The sequence below is a fragment of the Streptosporangium sp. NPDC004379 genome (genome assembly GCF_042873875.1).
Classification (GTDB): domain Bacteria; phylum Actinomycetota; class Actinomycetes; order Streptosporangiales; family Streptosporangiaceae; genus Streptosporangium.
Map to the genome: position 1 here is coordinate 195,677 of NZ_JBIAMC010000001.1, position 16,182 is coordinate 211,858.

At 74.6% G+C, this 16,182-nt stretch carries 17 protein-coding genes and 1 riboswitch; of the genes, 2 read left to right on the plus strand and 15 right to left on the minus strand.

Annotation, left to right across the window (positions count from 1 at the left end):
• Nucleotides 1-108 precede the first annotated feature (108 nt).
• From ACFYSC_RS00745 to ACFYSC_RS00755, 3 genes are all read right to left on the minus strand, one after another.
• Nucleotides 109-987, minus strand: coding sequence for a hypothetical protein (locus ACFYSC_RS00745; protein ID WP_389954742.1), 879 nt, complete (start codon nt 985-987; stop codon nt 109-111).
• A complete protein-coding gene (locus ACFYSC_RS00750) occupies nt 984-1,310 on the minus strand; it encodes a PadR family transcriptional regulator (RefSeq protein ID WP_389954744.1) in 327 nt (108 codons plus the stop codon). Before ACFYSC_RS00750 ends, ACFYSC_RS00745 begins: the two co-directional genes overlap by 4 nt.
• 103 nt (nt 1,311-1,413) lie before the next feature.
• Nucleotides 1,414-2,454 carry an LLM class F420-dependent oxidoreductase gene (locus tag ACFYSC_RS00755; protein ID WP_389954746.1) on the minus strand — a complete coding sequence of 347 codons (1,041 nt, stop codon included), beginning with the start codon at nt 2,452-2,454 and terminating at the stop codon, nt 1,414-1,416.
• 241 nt (nt 2,455-2,695) lie between these two features.
• Here ACFYSC_RS00755 and ACFYSC_RS00760 point away from each other — a divergent pair, with 241 nt between their 5' ends.
• Nucleotides 2,696-3,571, plus strand: a complete 876-nt coding sequence (locus ACFYSC_RS00760; protein ID WP_389954748.1) for an endonuclease/exonuclease/phosphatase family protein — start codon at nt 2,696-2,698, stop codon at nt 3,569-3,571.
• A 184-nt stretch (nt 3,572-3,755) separates the two neighbouring features.
• Here ACFYSC_RS00760 and ACFYSC_RS00765 read toward each other — a convergent pair whose 3' ends face one another.
• The 5 genes from ACFYSC_RS00765 to ACFYSC_RS00785 all read right to left on the minus strand — a co-directional run bounded on the left by ACFYSC_RS00765 (nt 3,756) and on the right by ACFYSC_RS00785 (nt 8,053).
• Nucleotides 3,756-4,364, minus strand: coding sequence for an NTP transferase domain-containing protein (locus tag ACFYSC_RS00765; protein WP_389956272.1), 609 nt, complete (start codon nt 4,362-4,364; stop codon nt 3,756-3,758).
• Nucleotides 4,365-4,441: 77 nt separating this feature from the next.
• Nucleotides 4,442-5,548 carry an XdhC family protein gene (locus tag ACFYSC_RS00770; protein ID WP_389954750.1) on the minus strand — a complete coding sequence of 369 codons (1,107 nt, stop codon included), beginning with the start codon at nt 5,546-5,548 and terminating at the stop codon, nt 4,442-4,444.
• On the minus strand, nt 5,541-6,647 hold the full coding sequence (locus tag ACFYSC_RS00775) for a VWA domain-containing protein (protein WP_389954752.1): 1,107 nt from the start codon (nt 6,645-6,647) through the stop codon (nt 5,541-5,543). Before ACFYSC_RS00775 ends, ACFYSC_RS00770 begins: the two co-directional genes overlap by 8 nt.
• Nucleotides 6,631-7,521 (minus strand): AAA family ATPase, encoded by an 891-nt coding sequence (locus ACFYSC_RS00780; protein ID WP_389954754.1) that lies wholly within the window; start codon nt 7,519-7,521, stop codon nt 6,631-6,633. The genes ACFYSC_RS00775 and ACFYSC_RS00780 overlap by 17 nt, the downstream gene beginning before the upstream one ends.
• 73 nt (nt 7,522-7,594) lie before the next feature.
• Entirely contained in the window at nt 7,595-8,053 is a 459-nt protein-coding gene (locus ACFYSC_RS00785) for a PH domain-containing protein (protein WP_389954756.1), read from the minus strand.
• 389 nt (nt 8,054-8,442) lie between these two features.
• On the opposite strand from ACFYSC_RS00785, the gene ACFYSC_RS00790 reads away from it, so the two are divergent.
• Nucleotides 8,443-9,582, plus strand: a complete 1,140-nt coding sequence (locus ACFYSC_RS00790; protein ID WP_389954758.1) for a serine hydrolase domain-containing protein — start codon at nt 8,443-8,445, stop codon at nt 9,580-9,582.
• A 106-nt stretch (nt 9,583-9,688) separates the two neighbouring features.
• On the opposite strand, the gene ribH is transcribed toward ACFYSC_RS00790, so the two are convergent.
• The 7 genes from ribH to rpe form a co-directional block, all read right to left on the minus strand.
• The gene (ribH, locus tag ACFYSC_RS00795; RefSeq protein WP_389954761.1) at nt 9,689-10,174 is read right to left on the minus strand and encodes a 6,7-dimethyl-8-ribityllumazine synthase; all 486 of its coding nucleotides are present in this window, start codon (nt 10,172-10,174) and stop codon (nt 9,689-9,691) included.
• Nucleotides 10,171-11,454 (minus strand): bifunctional 3,4-dihydroxy-2-butanone-4-phosphate synthase/GTP cyclohydrolase II, encoded by a 1,284-nt coding sequence (locus ACFYSC_RS00800; protein ID WP_389954764.1) that lies wholly within the window; start codon nt 11,452-11,454, stop codon nt 10,171-10,173. Before ACFYSC_RS00800 ends, ribH begins: the two co-directional genes overlap by 4 nt.
• Nucleotides 11,451-12,116 carry a nicotinamide riboside transporter PnuC gene (locus ACFYSC_RS00805; protein ID WP_389954767.1) on the minus strand — a complete coding sequence of 222 codons (666 nt, stop codon included), beginning with the start codon at nt 12,114-12,116 and terminating at the stop codon, nt 11,451-11,453. Before ACFYSC_RS00805 ends, ACFYSC_RS00800 begins: the two co-directional genes overlap by 4 nt.
• Entirely contained in the window at nt 12,113-12,721 is a 609-nt protein-coding gene (locus ACFYSC_RS00810; RefSeq protein ID WP_389954770.1) for a riboflavin synthase, read from the minus strand. The genes ACFYSC_RS00805 and ACFYSC_RS00810 overlap by 4 nt, the downstream gene beginning before the upstream one ends.
• A complete protein-coding gene (ribD, locus tag ACFYSC_RS00815; protein WP_389954772.1) occupies nt 12,702-13,823 on the minus strand; it encodes a bifunctional diaminohydroxyphosphoribosylaminopyrimidine deaminase/5-amino-6-(5-phosphoribosylamino)uracil reductase RibD in 1,122 nt (373 codons plus the stop codon). The genes ACFYSC_RS00810 and ribD overlap by 20 nt, the downstream gene beginning before the upstream one ends.
• Before the next feature lie 133 nt (nt 13,824-13,956).
• A riboswitch (FMN riboswitch) is annotated at nt 13,957-14,087 on the minus strand.
• A 141-nt stretch (nt 14,088-14,228) separates the two neighbouring features.
• Entirely contained in the window at nt 14,229-15,056 is an 828-nt protein-coding gene (locus ACFYSC_RS00820; protein WP_389954775.1) for an oxygenase MpaB family protein, read from the minus strand.
• Between the two features lie 299 nt (nt 15,057-15,355).
• Nucleotides 15,356-16,033 (minus strand): ribulose-phosphate 3-epimerase, encoded by a 678-nt coding sequence (gene rpe / locus ACFYSC_RS00825; RefSeq protein ID WP_389954777.1) that lies wholly within the window; start codon nt 16,031-16,033, stop codon nt 15,356-15,358.
• Between the last annotated feature and the right edge of the window lie 149 nt (nt 16,034-16,182).

Consider the following 16,182-nt stretch of genomic DNA (forward strand, 5'->3'; position numbering starts at 1 on the left):
TCTCCAAGGGAATGTCGCGCCGGAGGATCGGCGCGGGACGGTTCTGCGGTGCCCGCGCGCCACCAGGACCGCGGTGACGGCGGGGAGAAGGAATGTCGCGCCGGAGGATCAGCGCAGGGCGGTTCTACGGTGCCCGCGCGCCACCATGACGGCGGTGACGGCGGGGAGGGCGAGCAGGGCCCAGTAGGCCAGGTGCCGCACGGTCAGGTACGGCCCGTGCTCGGCGAGCGCCACGGTGACGGCGAGCAGGTGGACCAGGGCCGCCACCCCCCAGCGCGGGTCTCTCGCCAGGCGGGCCGCCCAGACGGCCAGGACCAGCAGCCCCGGCTCGACGACCGCCCGGACCACGCCGACGGGGAAGACCGACTCGCCCATCAGGACGGGACCCGCGCAGAGGGCGGGCGCGACCGCGAGCCACCACCAGGAGCGCGTCCTCAGCGGACGGGCGCCCGCCGCCAGCACGAGCGACCCGGCGAGGGTGAGCGCGTAGGAGAGGGCGACGACCTGGGGGCCGGTGGTGGCGAACAACCCCTCGTGGGGCCGGAGGCCGGACTCGATCGGCATCAGGGCGTGGTCGAACAGGGGAACCCCCGCCGCGATCGCCGTGGCCTTCGCGCCGGTGAGGAGCAGGAGGGGCAGGGCCGGCCGTACCCGCCCCCGCAGGACGGCCAGTACGGCGAGGGCGGACAGGGCGGTCCACAGCGGGATCGCGGCGGCGAAGGGGAGCAGCGCGGCCAGGTTCGCGACGGCCAGCGCGGTGACCCCCAGGTGCAGGCCGTCGCGCCGGGCGGGCCCCGTCGCCGCGTGCTCGACGCGGGTGCGCAGCCCGCCCATCAGCAGACCCAGGGCCTCCCTGGGCTCGGGCCTGCGCCGCCCCGGTTCCGCCGTGTCGAGCAGGACGTCGACGAGCTCGTCGCCGTGCGCCCTGCGGTAGCCCGCGGGATAGGCCAGGAGCAGCCTGCGGTAGCCCCGCTCCAGCCGCGTCACGCGAGGGCCGTGCGGTCGAGGACCAGGGCGGCCGCCTCGTTCATGCGCCTGGCCTCGCTCCTGGCGATCGCCGCCCCCTCGTCGGTGATCCGGAAGTAGCGGCGGGCCCGGCCGTTGACCGTCTCCTCACGGTCGACGACGAGCACTCCCCGGGCGGCGAGGCGTTCGAGGATGGCGTAGAGGGTGCCGACCGTCGGCCGGACCCGGCCCGCCGACAGCTCGCCGATCCGCTTGAGGATCGCGTGGCCGTGCAGCGGGCCGTCGAGCAGCGCGGCGAGCACGAAGTACATCGGCTCGCTCACCTCTGATGATCTTCTGGGCACGACCGAGACCATACTCTGTTCAACAGAGTATGGCAACGGGCCGGCGGGCCTCCGGCGCGCGGCGGCGCCCGCAGCGCTCCACGGACGCGCGGGGCGCGGGGCGTCAGGCGGTGAGGTCCCTGACCTTCTCGATGAGCCGGACCCGCTCGGCGTGCGTGCGGCCCAGCGGGGCCACGTTGATCGTGGTGACGCCCGAGTCCCGCATCACCGCCAGGCGCTCGCGGACGTGGCTCTCCGGGCCGATCAGCGACATCTGCTCCAGCAGCTCGTGCGGGACGAGCGCGGCGGCCTCGTCCTTCTTACCGTCGAGGTAGAGGTTCTGGATCTGCTCGGCCTCCCTCTCGTAGCCGTAGCGGCGGGCGAGGTCGTTGTAGAAGTTCTTGCCCTTGGCGCCCATGCCGCCGATGTAGAGGGCGGCCATCGGCCGGCCCAGCTCCAGCCACTCCGACACGTCCTCGCCGATGGCCAGCGGCGCCTGGGCGATGACGTCGAGCTCACCCAGGGCCGGGTCACGCCTGGCCTTTCCCGCGGCCAGCGACGCCCCCCAGACGTCGGCGGCCTTCTCCGGCATGTAGAAGATCGGTTCCCAGCCCTCCGCCAGCTCCGCGGCCAGCTCGACGTTCTTGGGCCCGATGGCGGCGATCACGATGGGGATGCGGTCCCTGACCGGGCGATTGATGATCTTCAACGGCTTGCCCAGGCCGGTGCCCTGGCCGGCGGGGAGCGGGACGTTGTAGTACCTGCCCTCGTAGGTCAGGCGCTCGCGCTTCCAGACCCGGCGGCAGATCTCCACGACCTCGCGGGTACGGCCCAGCGGCGCGGTGTACGGCACGCCGTGGAAGCCCTCGATCACCTGCGGCCCCGAGGCGCCCAGGCCCAGGGTGAAGCGGCCGTCGGAGACGTAGTCCATGCCGGCGGCGGTCATCGCCAGCAGGGTCGGGGTGCGGGAGTAGATCGGCAGGATGCCGGAGGCGATCTGCAGCCGCTCCGTCCTGGCCGCGATGTAGCCCATCTGGCTCACCGCGTCGAAGCTGTACGCCTCGGCCACGAAGACGATGTCGAGTCCCGCCTTCTCGTAGTCGGCCAGTTCGGCCACCGTCTCCTTGAAACCCCCCGAGTAGTTCAGGGCCATGCCGATGCGCATCGTGAGATCGTCCTTCCGCCCGCGTCCGGGCCCGCCCGCGGGCCTTTTTTCCGGATCGCCCGGCCTCCCGGACGGCCCGGGAGAACCGAATGATGTTCCGTTGTCTTCGCGGGACAGGCTATCGACTCACCGGCCTGCCACCAAGCGCCCCCCTTCCCGCCGCGAAGCGGGTAGCGTACGCGTTTCGGGGCAGTAGAGGATCATCATCAGACGGGCGGGGAGCGGTGCTGTGCTCGAGCGGGTGATCATCGTGTTGGCGGGAGCGCTCGCCCTGGTCCTCGGCGGCCACGGACTCCTGCCGGATCTCGGCGGGTTCACGCCGGTGCTGGAGAGCGGGCTGCCCTGGCTCGGCGTCGCCGTGCCGTTCCTGCTGCTGGGCGCGCTGCCGGCCCGCTCGTGGAAGGCCGTCGCCGCCGCGCTGGTCCCGGCGACCGTGTGGGGGGTCATGTTCGGCCCCGCCCTGCTGCGCAGGCCGCCCGGCGGGCCGAGCGACCTGTCGGTCGCCACGCTCAACGTGGGAGTGACCAACGCGGCCTCCGGGCGGGCCGTACAGCGCCTGGCCGAGGGCAGGGACCTCGTCGCGCTGCAGGAGCTCACCCCGGGCGGCCCGGCGGCGAAGGCCCTCGGCGAGACCTTCCCGTACCACTACCAGGTCACGACGGTGGGCCTGTGGAGCCGGTTCCCGATCGTCGAGGCCCGCAAGGCGGACATCGGCCTGGACTGGGCGCGGGCGCTGCGGGCCGTGGTGAACACTCCCAAGGGCAGGGTGACCGTCTACGTCATGCACCTGGCCTCGGCCCGTCCCGGCGAGACGGACCTGCGCGACAAGAACCTCTCCTACGTCCGGCGGATCGTCGACGCCGACGACAGCCGGCGGCTGCTCCTGCTCGGCGACCTCAACACCGCCACCACCGACCGCAACCGCTCCGGCCTGGTGCCCCCGCTGCTGGACGCCCAGCAGGAGGCGGGGTCGGGGCTCGGCTTCACCTGGCCGGCGTCCTTCCCCGTCACCCGGCCCGACCACATCCTCTACCGCGGCCTGACCGCCACCGGCGCGGCCGTCGAGGAGGCCGCGGGCAGCGACCACCGCGCGGCCGTGGCCACCCTGCGCTTCTAGGCTCTGTCCACGGGAGGTCCGGGAGGTCCCGAAAGGTCCCAGGAGGTTCCGGGAGCCCACCGGAGGTCCCGGAGGTCCCGGAGGTCCCGGAGGTCCGGGAGCTTCCGCCCGGATCACGGCCGTGACGGCGCGGCACGCGGCACGGCCCACGGCGTACGGCACGGCCCGCGCCGTCCGGCGCGGGTCACCGCTCCCGCAGCGCCGACAGGTCGGCCGGGGTGTCGATGTCGGCCGGATCGCCGACGTCGTCACAGGCCACCGGGACGACCAGTTCGGGGTGGGCCCGCAGGAACGGCCGGGCGCCGACGTCGCCGGTCGCCATCGCGGCGACCCGGCCGAAGTGCTCCCTCGCGATCAGCACCGGGTTCCGCCGCGCCCCGCCGTAGACGGCGACGGCCACCGACGCCCCCTGCCGCGCCGCCCGGATCAGCCGCCGCACCGCCTCCGGCCCGACGAACGGCTGGTCCACCAGGGCGATCACCACTCGCTCGGCGTCGTCCGGCAACGCGGCCAGGCCGGCGCGCAGCGAGGAGCCCATGCCGGTGCGCCACCCGGGGTTGCGCACCGTCACCGCCCCGCGCACCTGCGCGGCCGCGGCCCCGAGCACGACGACCACCGGGTGGCAGCCGCCCTCGCGCAGCGTCCGCACCCCGCGGTCGACCAGCCGCTCCCCCCGGAACTCGACCAGGGCCTTGGGCGTGCCGAGCCGCGAGCCCGCCCCGGCCGCCAGCAGCAGCCCGGCGGTGACCGGCTCGGCGGACCCGCCCGGCTCCCGGAGCCCCGGATCCCGGATCCGTGGATCTCGGATCCCCGGGCCCCCGAGATCCGGGTCCGGGTTTCGCGGGTCCGGGGTCCCCGGGGTCCCCGGGGTCACGGCCGGGCCCCGTCCCCGTGGATGCGCCCGGAACCGCCGGTGAGCGGCCGCCCCGAGCCGCCCCAGCGCAGCTGGACCAGTTCGGCGGCGATGGACACCGCGGTCTCCTCGGGGGTCCGCGCGCCCAGGTCGAGCCCGATCGGCGAGCGCAGCCGCGCCAGCTCGGCCTCCCCCAGCCCGGCCTCCCGCAGCCGCTCCAGCCGGTCCTCGTGGGTACGGCGCGAGCCCATCGCGCCGACGTAGCCGGCCGGGGTGCGCAGCGCGACCTCCAGCAGCGGCACGTCGAAGCGGGGATCGTGGGTGAGCACGCAGATCGCGGTGCGCTCGTCCACGGAGATCGAGGTCAGGTAGTCGTGCGGCCATCTGACGACGACCTCGTCGGCGTCGGGGAAGCGCTTGGCGGTGGCGAAGACCGGCCGGGCGTCGCAGACGACCACGTGGTACCCGAGGAACTTGCCGATCCTGGCCACCGCGGCGGCGAAGTCGATCGCGCCGAAGACCAGCATCCGGGGCGGCGGGGCGAAGGAGTGCACGAAGACCGCCAGGTCGTCGAGCCGCCGCTCGCCCTGCGGGCCGTACCGGCGGATCCCGGTGATCCCCTGGGCGAGCATGCCGCGGACGTCGTCGTCGACGGCGTCGTCCAGGCGGTCCCCGCCGAGGGAGCCGGAGGCGCGGTCCGGCCAGACGACCCGGCGGGCGCCGGTCCGGCCGGGCCCGGACAGCACGGTCGCCACCGCCACCGGCTCGCGGGCGGAGACGGAGGCGGCCACCTCCCCCAGCTCGGGGAACGCCTCCCGCGAGACCGGCTCGACGAACACGTCGAGGATTCCCCCGCAGGTCAGACCAGCCGAGAAGGCGTCGTCGTCGCTCACGCCGTACCGCTGCAGGACCGGGGCGCCCGAGGCGGCCACCTCGCGGGCCAGCTCGTAGACGGCGCCCTCGACGCAGCCGCCCGAGACGCTGCCCTCGGCCTCCTCGCCGAACACGGCCATGGCGGCGCCCGGCGGGCGGGGCGCGCTGCGGAAGGTGCTCACCACGGTGGCCAGGCCGAACGTCTCCCCGGCCGACCACCACCGCACGATCTGCGACAACACGTCACGCATGAGCCCCTCCCAGGAGCGCGGCCAGTTCCTCGAACGCCGCCAGGCTGTGCCCGGCGACGAAGTCGTCGATGTACGGCAGGGCCGCGCGCATCCCTGCGGTGAGCGGCCGGTAGCCCTCCCGCCCCCGGTGCGGGTTGACCCAGATCACCCGGTGCGCCACCCGCGACAGGCGGGCCATCTGCGCGCCCAGCAGCGAGACGTCGCCGCGTTCCCACCCGTCGGAGGCGATGACCACGGTCGCGCCGCGGGCGTCGTTCAGCGCGAGGAGCCGGCGCAGCTCCTCACCGAGGCGGGTGCCGCCGCTCCAGTCGGGGATGGCGCGGGAGGCGGCGTCCATCGCCGCGGCCGGGTCGCGGCGGCGCAGCTCGGCGGTGACGCGGGTGAGGCGGGTGCCGGCACTGAACACCTCGGTGGCCCGGGGCTCGGCGGCGAGAAGGGCGTGGCCGAGTCGCAGCAGCGTGTCGGCGTAGGGCGTCATGGAGCCGCTGACGTCGACCACCAGGACGACCCGGCGGGGCCTGGTGCGGCGGGCGCGGCGGCGCAGCCGGGCGGTCTCCCCGCCGCGGCGCAGGGTCTCACGGATCGTCGCGGCGGGGTCGAGCCGTCCCCGCCGCGACGGCCGGGACCGCCGCGACCTGCGCCGTTCGCGCCCGGCCCGGAGCAGGGCCAGCAGCCGGTGCACCTCGGCCAGCTCGGCGGCGGTCAGCCCGGCCACGTCCCGGTTGCGCAGCACCTCCAGCTCGCTCGCCCCGGCCGGACGCGCCGTGGACTCCCGCTCGCCGCCGTCGCCGGACTCGCCGCCGAGGGTGGCGACGTGCCGGGTGACGGTCACCGTCGCGGATCGGGCGGGGCCCGCCCGCAGGCCCCCGAAGTAGGCCGCGAACACCCGGTCGTAGCGGGGGAGGTCCTCGGCGGAGGCGCACAGGGTGAGCCGGCCCGCCCAGTAGACGTCCCCGGGCCGGGCGGCGTCCAGGCAGGACAGCGCGCGCAGCAGCCCCTGGGTCCTGGCGTGGTCGGCGGGGACCCCGGCGGCCCGGAGCGTCCTGGCGAACCCGGTCATGACGGCGACCAGGTCGCGGCCGTCAGCGGCGGAGGTCATCGAACAGCCCGTCCCCGAGCGCGGCCTCGTGGTCCTCACGGTGCTTGAGCAGGGCGCCGAGCGTGGCGGCGGCCAGGGCGGGATCGAGTTCGCGGGCGCCGAGGGTCAGCAGGGCCTCGGTCCAGTCGAGGGTCTCGGCGATCCCCGGCGGCTTCACCAGCCCGGCCCCGCGCAGCCGCCCGGCCGCGCCGGCGACCTGCCGGGCGAGCGTCTCGGAGCAGGCGGGCAGGCGCCGCAGCAGGATGGCGACCTCCCGGTCGAAGGAGGGATGCTCCAGCCAGTGGTAGAGGCAGCGCCGTTTCAGGGCGTCGTGAACCTCCCGGGTGCGGTTGGAGGTCAGCACGACGACCGGGGGGTGCTCGGCGCGGATCGTGCCGAGTTCCGGGACGGAGATCGCGAAGTCGGAGAGCACCTCCAGCAGGATCGCCTCGAACTCCACGTCGGCCCGGTCCACCTCGTCGATCAGCAGGACGCTGGGCCAGGTCTCGATCGCCCGCAGCAGCGGCCGGGCGATCAGGAAGCGCCGGTCGTAGACCTCCGTCTCCAGCCGGGCCGGGTCGGCGGTCCCGCCCGCCTCGGCGGCCTTGAGGTGCAGGAGCTGGCGGGCGAAGTCCCAGTCGTAGAGGGCCTGGGGGCCGTCGAGGCCCTCGTAGCACTGGAGCCTGATCAGCGGCGCGTCCAGCACGGCCGCCAGGGCCCTGGCCAGCTCGGTCTTGCCGACCCCCGCGGCGCCCTCCAGCAGCAGCGGGCGGCCCATCCGCAGCGCCAGGAAGGCGGCGGTGGTCAGCCCCTCGTCGGCGAGGTACGCCTGCCGGTCGAGCAGCCCGGCCAGCTCGCCGGGCGAGCCGAGGCCCGGCACGTCGGTCAACCGCACCACATCAGGCTACGCCCGCCCACCCGTTTCCAGGGGTTCCGGCGGTGTCCGGTTCCGGCGGGTTCGGGGCCGCTCAGTGGCGCTCGTCGGTCTCCCCGCGCTCCCGGATGAGCGCCAGCAGCTCGCGGACCTGCCGTACGGTCCGCTCCTTCTCCGAGCCCTGCAGGCCCATGGCGCCGACGGTCGCGCCGTCGGCGAAGTCGATCTTGGCCCAGGGTTCGCTGTCGATCAGCGTCACCCCCAGGACCTCGGGCCACTCGTAGCGGTGCACCCGCAGCGGGTTGACCACGGTGACGCCCCGCTCGTCGGCCTCCACCCGGCACCGCCCGAGCAGGTGCAGCAGCCAGGCGATCACCCCGCCGAGCCCGACCATCGCGATCCGGTCGGGCAGGTGGAACGGCGCGGGCAGCACGAACGCCATCACCAGGGCGCCCAGCATGACCAGCCCGGCGAAGCCGTAGGCCACGGCCCGTCCCTTCTTCGGCCGCCACACGACGGGCAGCGGGGGCGCGGGGACGCTCTCGGGGCTCATTCGGGGCTCACTGAACGATCACGATCCTTCGGGAAACCGCCGCTCAGAGCGGTCGTGGCGGCAATCACGGCACCTGACGAAATCTATCGCACACCCGGCCGGCCCCTGCTCTCCGGTCCGGCCGGCGTCCGGCGTCGCGTCCCACCGCGGTCGTACCCGTGTGCGACCACGGGATCATCCGGAACTCGATCTCGGCGACGAGGCGGACGCCCGCCCGCGCGCCGAGGATTGATCTCGTTCCCACGCCGCCGGAGGACGCCGAAGCGCTCCCCCACCGGAAGACACCGAAGCGCTTCCCGCCAGCGGCCGCCGAAGCGGCTCCTCCGCCGGCGGCCGCCGCCGGGAGTCCGCCGGGCGGCCCGCTCCCCCGAACCGATGAGGACCCCCTGATGTCACGTACCGTCGCGATCGCCCTGGCCGTCACCGCGTTCCTCGGGGCCGCGGCACCCGCCCACGCGACGACGCGCCCGCGGGACGACCTGGCCGAGGTGCGGAGGACGCTGGACGGGATCGTGGCCGCCGGGGCTCCGGGGGTGCTCGCCCGCGTCGACGACGACGAGGGCGCCTGGATCGGCACCGGCGGCGTCGCCGACCTGACCACCCGTGCCCCGATGCCGCCGCAGGCCCGGTTCCGGGTGGCCAGCCTGACCAAGAGCGTCGTGGCCACCGTCGTCCTGCAACTGGTCCAGGAGGGGAAGGTACGGCTCGACGACCCGATCGCCGCCCTGCTGCCCGGCCTGATCAGGGACGGCGACCGCGTCACCGTCCGGCGGCTGCTCAATCACACCGGGGGGCTGGCCGACTACATGGAACACGCCGAGTTCGCCGATCCCGGGCACTACGCGCGGCGCGCCTACCGGCCCGAGCGGCTCGTCGCGTACGCCGAGCAGGTCGAGAGGCCGGAGCCCGGCGCCTTCCACTACTCCAACGCCGGGTACATCGTGCTGGGGATGCTGGTGGAGAAGGTGACGGGCCACACCCTGAGCGCCGAGGTGGACCGGCGGATCCTCGGGCCCGCCCGCATGACCCGCTCCTACCTGCCGGTCACCGACCCCCGCATCCACGGCCCGCACGCCACCGGCTACTACCTGCCCGAAGGCGCGGACACGGACGGGCTGCGGCCGCTCACCCGCATCGATCCCTCCTGGGCCTGGGCCGCCTTCGGCCTGGTGAGCGACGGCCGCGACGTCAACCGCTTCTACCGGGCGCTCTTCGGCGGGCGTCTCATCGGCCCGCGGCTGCTGGCGGAGATGCGGACCGGGGTGGGGACCCCGCAGGCGCCGGTGTTCCCCCGGTACGGCCTCGGCCTGGAGGCGGTGGCGCTGACCTGCGGGGAGAAGTGGGGCGCGACCGGTTCCATCCCCGGATACGTCACCTTCGGCTTCGCCGACGACACCGGGAGGAGGCGTATGACGATCTCGGTCAACGTCCAGCGGAACGACCCCCGGGCCGGGCTGCTCATCCTCGCGGCCGTCAACTCCCTCAACCAGTACTTCTGCGGCGAGCCGTACGAGATGCCGCGGGGGTGAGCCCGGGCCGGCGGTGCGGGTGGCACCGCCGGCCCGTATGCCCTGCGGCCGTCCGGCCTCGGGACATGAGGGTCCGTGCCCGGCGCGGGGTCTCCGGCGCCGGACGCTAGCGGGACGTTTCGCCGGAGGCGAGGCCGCGCAGCAGCAGCGCGGTCTCCAGGGCGGCGACGGTGGCCTCGTAGCCCTTGTCCTCCTTGCTTCCCGGCAGCCCGGAGCGGTCGAGCGCCTGCTGGAGGGTGTCGCAGGTCAGCACGCCGTTGCCGACCGGCGTCCGTTCGTCGAGGGAGATCCGGGTCAGGCCGGAGGTCACCGAGTCGCAGACGTAGTCGAAGTGGGCGGTGTCCCCGCGGATCACCGCCCCGAGGGCGACGACCGCGTCGCAGCGGGCGGCCAGCGCCTGGGCCACGACGGGGATCTCCAGCGACCCGGCCACCCGGACGACGGTCTCGGTGGCGCCGCTGTCCCTGGCGGCCTGGACGGCCCGCTCCACGAGCCGGTCGGTGATCTCCGCGTGCCACCGGGCGGCCACGATGCCGACGGTCAGCCCGGCGGCGTCGGCGGCGTCGGCCGGGGGCCTTCCGGTGCCGCTCACGCGTCCTCCCGCCCGCCGCGGACGCCCGGCGCGACCGGCACACCGATGTCCCCGGCCGCCGTCCCTCCCGGCGGCTCCTGCCCGATGTCATGGCCGAGGCGGTCGCGCTTGGCCGTGAGGTACCTCTCGTTGTACGGGTTCACCGCCACCGGCATCGGCTCACGGCCGAGCACCTTGACGCCGTAGCCGTCCATCCCGCGCAGCTTGGCCGGGTTGTTGGTGAGCAGCCGTACCGACTTCACGCCCAGGTCGGCGAGGATCTGCCCGGCGTTGGAGAACTCGCGGGCGTCCACCGGCAGCCCGAGCTCCAGGTTGGCGTCCACGGTGTCGCTGCCGGCGTCCTGAAGGCTGTAGGCCCGGAGCTTGGCCAGCAGCCCGATGCCGCGCCCCTCGTGCCCGCGCAGGTACACGACCACCCCGCGGCCCTCCTCGGCGATCATCGACATGGCGTTGTCGAGCTGCACCCCGCAGTCGCAGCGCAGCGAGCCGAGCACGTCGCCGGTCAGGCACTCGGAGTGGGCCCGGACCAGGACGTTCTCGCCGTCCTCCAGGTCGCCGTAGACGAGGGCGAGGTGCTCGCCGCCGTCCAGGGCGCTGGAGTAGCCGAAGGCGCGCCACATCCCGTGGCGGTTCGGCATCCGGGTCTCGGCGACCCGGGTCACCATCCGCTCGGTACGGCGGCGGTACTCCGCGAGCTGCTCGATGGAGACCAGCGCCAGGTCGTGCTCGTCGCAGAACTCGCGCAGCTCGGGCAGCCGCTTCATGGTGCCGTCGTCGTTGACGACCTCGGCGAGCGCGCCCGCCGGGGTCAGCCCGGCCAGCCTGGCGAGGTCCACGGCCGCCTCGGTGTGACCGCGCCGCGCCAGCACGCCGCCCTCGCGGTAGCGCAGCGGGAAGACGTGGCCGGGCCGTACCAGCTCGTAGGGCTCGGTCGCCGAGTCGCACAGGGTCCGGATCGTCTTGGCCCGGTCGGCGGCGGAGATGCCGGTGCTCACGCCGTCGCGGGCGTCCACGCTGATCGTGTAGGCGGTGCGCAGCCGCTCGCGGTTGTCGTTCACCATCAGCGGCAGGCCGAGCCGGTCGAGGGCCTCGCCGGGCATCGACACGCAGATCACGCCGCTGCTGTGCCGGATGGTGAAGGCCACCAGCTGCGGGGTGGCGCGGGCCGCGGCGAAGATGATGTCACCCTCGTTCTCGCGGTTCTCGTCGTCGACGACCACGACGGGCAGGCCGTCGCGGATGTCGTTGACGGCACGTTCGATCGGGTCGAGCACGGTCACAACGCCTCCTCGGGGACGAGTGCCGCCCGGGAAGAGCGGTACTCCTTGAGCCAGTTGAGGAACCCGGCCAGGACGAGCACGAAGAACACCCCGTACACCGCCCCGGACACGACGAGTCCGGACTTGAAGGCCAGCGGCACGCCGACCAGGTCGACGGCCACCCAGACGATCCAGAAGTCGACCAGCGCCCGCCCCTGCGCCCAGGTGGCGACGGCGCTGCCGACGAAGATGTAGGCGTCGGCGGCGACCAGGTAGTAGCCCTCGGGCGGCGGGACGGCCGCGCCCCAGGACAGCTTGGCGACCCAGAAGACGACGCCCACCGCGATCGTGCCGACCAGCAGGGTCGCGATCATCCCGGCGCGCTCGAAGAACCGCGCGGGCCGCACGGGCAGGCTCCCGCCGTCGCGGACCCCGCGCGACCACCGCCACCAGCCGTAGACCGCCAGGCCGCCGAACATGACCTGCTTGAGGGCGTTGCCGGTGACGTGCGCGGTGAGCGAGGCGATGAGCAGCAGCACCGCGCCGGTGAGCTGCACCGGCCAGGTCCACAGCGACTTGCGGATCGCCAGCAGCACCGTCGCCAGGGAGGCGACGTTGCCGACCAGGTCGGTCCAGAGCACCTTCGTGCCGAGGACCTCGAATCCCGCCTGCGTCCAGTTCACGCCCGGCCCCCGGGGGCGTAGGCGGCGGTCAGCTTCTCCACGTGCTTGGCGATGACGTCGGCCTCCAGGTTCACCGGGTCGCCCGGCCGCTTGGCGCCGAGGGTGGTGAGCCGCAGCGTGGTGGGGATCAGGCTGACGGTGAGGCTCTCGCCGTCCACGCCCGCCACGGTCAGGCTGACGCCGTCCACCGCGATCGAGCCCTTCTCGACCACGTAGCGGTTCAGCTCGGCCGGCAGCGAGATCCTGACGACCTCCCAGTGCTCGCCCGGCTCGCGCGACAGCAGCGTGCCGGTGCCGTCGACGTGGCCCTGGACGATGTGGCCGCCCAGGCGCGCGTCGGCGCGGACGGCCCGCTCCAGGTTGACCGGGGAGCCGGGCCGCAGCGCCCCGAGGGAGCTGCGGTCCAGGGTCTCCTTCATCACGTCGGCGGTGAAGACGTCCCCGTCCACCTCCACCACGGTCAGGCAGACGCCGTTGACGGCGATCGAGTCGCCGTGCCGGGCGTCGGCGGTCACGACCGGTCCGCGGACCGACAGCCGCGCCGCGTCCGGCAACGGCTCGACCGCGGCGATCTCGCCGAGCTCCTCAACGATTCCGGTGAACATCCGCATCTCCTCGAAGGGGTATCGGCCGGGCGGTGAGCCGCAGGTCCGGGCCGGTGGGGGTGACATCCTCGAACTCCAGGCGGTGGGTGCCGGCGATCGTGGCGACGCCGGCCGGGCCGAGCGCGGCGGCCCCCGCGCCCAGCAGCGCGGGCGCGAGGTAGCCGACGACCCGGTCCACCAGGCCCTCGCGCAGGAACGAGCCGGCGAGCGTGGGACCGCCCTCCAGCAGCACGCCGACGACCTGGCGGCGGCGCAGCTCGGCGAGCAGCTCCGCCAGGTCGAGGCCGTACGGCTCGCGCCGGGTGAGCCGTACCACGTCGGCCCGGCCGGCGAGGGCCTCGACCGCGGCGGGGTCGGCGTCGGCGGCGACCACCACCAGGGCGGGGGTCCGGCCGTCCAGGACGCGGGCGCCGGCGGGGACGCGGGCGGCGGAGTCGACGACCACGCGCAGCGGCTGCCGGGCGGGCGGCCCGCTCGCGGGGCGGGCGGTCAGGAGGGGGTCGTCGGCGAGGACGGTGCCGATGCCCGCCACGACCGCGTCGGCCTCGGCGCGCAGGCGGTGCACGTCGGCGCGGGCCTCGGGGGAGGTGATCCACTGACTGGTGCCGTCGGCGGCGGCCGAGCGGCCGTCCAGCGTCGCGGCGTACTTCCAGGTGACGTGCGGGCGGCCGAGCCGTACGGAGGTCAGCCATTCGGCGTTGCCACGCCCGGCCTCGGCGGCGAGGACGCCGGTCTCCACCGTCACCCCGTGCCGCCGCAGCCGCTCGGCGCCGCCCGCCGCCTCCGGGTTGGGGTCGCGCACCGCGACGACGACGCGGGCGACGCCCGCCGCCAGCAGCGCGGCCGAGCAGGGCCCGGTGCGCCCGGTGTGGTCGCAGGGTTCGAGGGTGACGTAGGCGGTGCCGCCCCGGGCACGCTCACCGGCGGCGCGCAACGCGGCCACCTCGGCGTGGGGGCCACCGGCGCGGGCGTGGAACCCCTCCCCCGCCACCCGGCCCGAGGCGTCGAGGACGACACAGCCGACCACGGGGTTGGGGCTGGTGGTGCCGCGTCCGCGTGCGGCGAGCTCGATGGCCCGGCGCATGTGCGCCAGATCGGTCACCCGGGTCTCCTCGTCGCCAGTAGCTTTGCCTGCCACGGCGGCCCCGGGGGAGATCACGACGGCACGCGCGCCGCTCACGGCGGCGGCCCGCACCGTCATCGGCGAAAGGAGTGCCCGAAGACACCTCTTCCGCCCGCGCGCTTCCTCCCATCCGGACTTTGACCGTCGGTCCCGGAATTCCACCGGGTCAACCGGTCGATGGATTCGACCGGGTCGCGGACTGTAACCGCCGGTTCGGAGTTTCACCGACCCCGGAGCACGCTGCTCTTGCTTTTCCTGCCTTCTCGCTTTCGTACGGACGCCTCGCCGAAGGCCGGCGTCCGTACATCAGTGTGCCACGCGTGGCAAACCGCATGGAACACCCCTACCGGATGCCGCAACCCCCTCAAGGGCGGTCCGGAACGCTCAGGCGGCCCGCTCGGCCGTCAGGCGCCGCGCCCGGCGGGCGTCGGGGCTGTAGCGCACCGGAGTGGGGACCAGGCCGATGCCGGTCTGCAGCGCCCGCAGGGTGGCGGTGGCCCACAGGTCGCCGAACGGCGTGCCGGGCAGGCCGTACAGCCTGCGGGCCCAGCGCGGCATGGTGGCGAAGGCCAGCACGGTCAGCGCGGGCAGGACCGGCTTGAACGGCACGAGGTACGGCGGGAGCGGCGCGCTGATCGACTGGGTGATCGACTGGCGCAGCGGGTGCGGCACCTCGGGGGCGAAGTAGAGGCCGGGCCGGCGGGCCTCGATGTAGTCGCGCATCTCACGGACCGAGCCGGGCACGGCGTCCGGGCTGAGGCCGACGACCTCGGCCGCGCGCCGCTGCTCGGCCACGAACAGGTCGGCGTCGGCGTCGCTCAGCCGCACCCCGGCCCGCCGGGCGACCGACAGGTAGGAGTCGACCTCGCCGACGTGGACCCAGGCCAGCGCGTCGGGGTCGTCGAGGCGGTAGCGCTCACCGGTGTCGGGGTCGAAGGCCCGGAGACTCTCGTGGATCCTCCTGACCCTGGCCCCGGCGGCGGCGACCTCGGCGGTCGTGCCGTAGGTCCGCACCCGGACGAACTCGGAGGTGCGCAGGAAGCGCGACCACGCCTCGCCCGGGTCCATCAGCGCGGAGTTCTGCGCGACCCCGCGCATCGCCCTGGGGTGGAGGCCCTGCATCAGCAGCGCCCTGAACCCGCCGACCAGCAGGATCGGCTCGCCCATCACGCGCCAGGTCACCGAGCCCGGTCCGAACAGCCCGTGGTCCATGCGCCACCTCCCGTCGGATGCGCGTGGGCGCCCCCGGTGGCCGGGGGCGACACGTCTCGGGTCCATGACACAAGCATCGCAGAACACCGGCGGGACCGGACGGGCCGGCCGGGCTTTCCCGGCGGCCGGGCTTTCCCGGCGGCCGGCTGCGCCCGCCGGGGTTCCGCTCCCGTGGCCGGGGTTCCCCGCCGGTCAGGGTTCCCTACCGGTCGGGCCTTCCCACCGGTCACCGGGAAAACGCTCCCGCCGGTCGGCTACTCCCATGGTCAGGGTTCCCCGCCGGTCGGGATCCCCGCCGGTCAGGCGTTCTCGCCGGCCGGGTCCGTCTTGGCGGCGATGGACCGCAGGACGTCCACCGCGTGGGCCGGGTCCTCGGCGCCGTAGACGGCGTTGCCCGCCACGAAGACGTCCGCGCCCGCCTCGGCGCAGCGCTCGATGGTGCGCTCCGACACGCCGCCGTCCACCTGCAGCCAGACCCGGCCGCCGTGCGCCTCGATCAGCTCGCGGGACCGGCGGATCTTGGGCAGCACCATGTCGAGGAACTTCTGGCCGCCGAAGCCGGGCTCGACCGTCATGAGCAGCAGCATGTCGATCTCGCCGAGCAGGTCCTCGTACGGCTCGACGGGGGTGGCCGGGTTCAGCGCGAGACCGGCGCGCGCCCCGGCGGCGCGGATCTCACGCAGGGTGCGGACCGGGGCCTTGGCGGCCTCGGCGTGGATCGTCACGCTGCCCGCCCCCGCCTCGGCGTAGGCCGGGGCCCAGCGGTCCGGGTCGTCGATCATGAGGTGGCAGTCGAGCGGCAGCGGGCCGGCCTTGACCAGTGACTCCACGACCGGCAGGCCGAGGGTCAGGTTGGGCACGAAGTGGTTGTCCATGACGTCCACGTGCAGCCAGTCGGCGTTGGAGACCGCCGCGGCCGCCTCGGCGAGACGGGCGAAGTCGGCGGACAGGATGCTGGGTGAGATCTGTACGGCCATGATGCGGCCGAGTCTATTGGGCGGCCCCCACCGGCCCTCCCCCGGCCGCCTCGATCACCCCGTCGGTCCGCCGGCCTTTCGGCACCGGCCACGTCACCCGTGATCCTCCTCGCCGCACTCAGCCGATCTCCATCACCTCACCCGCCCCG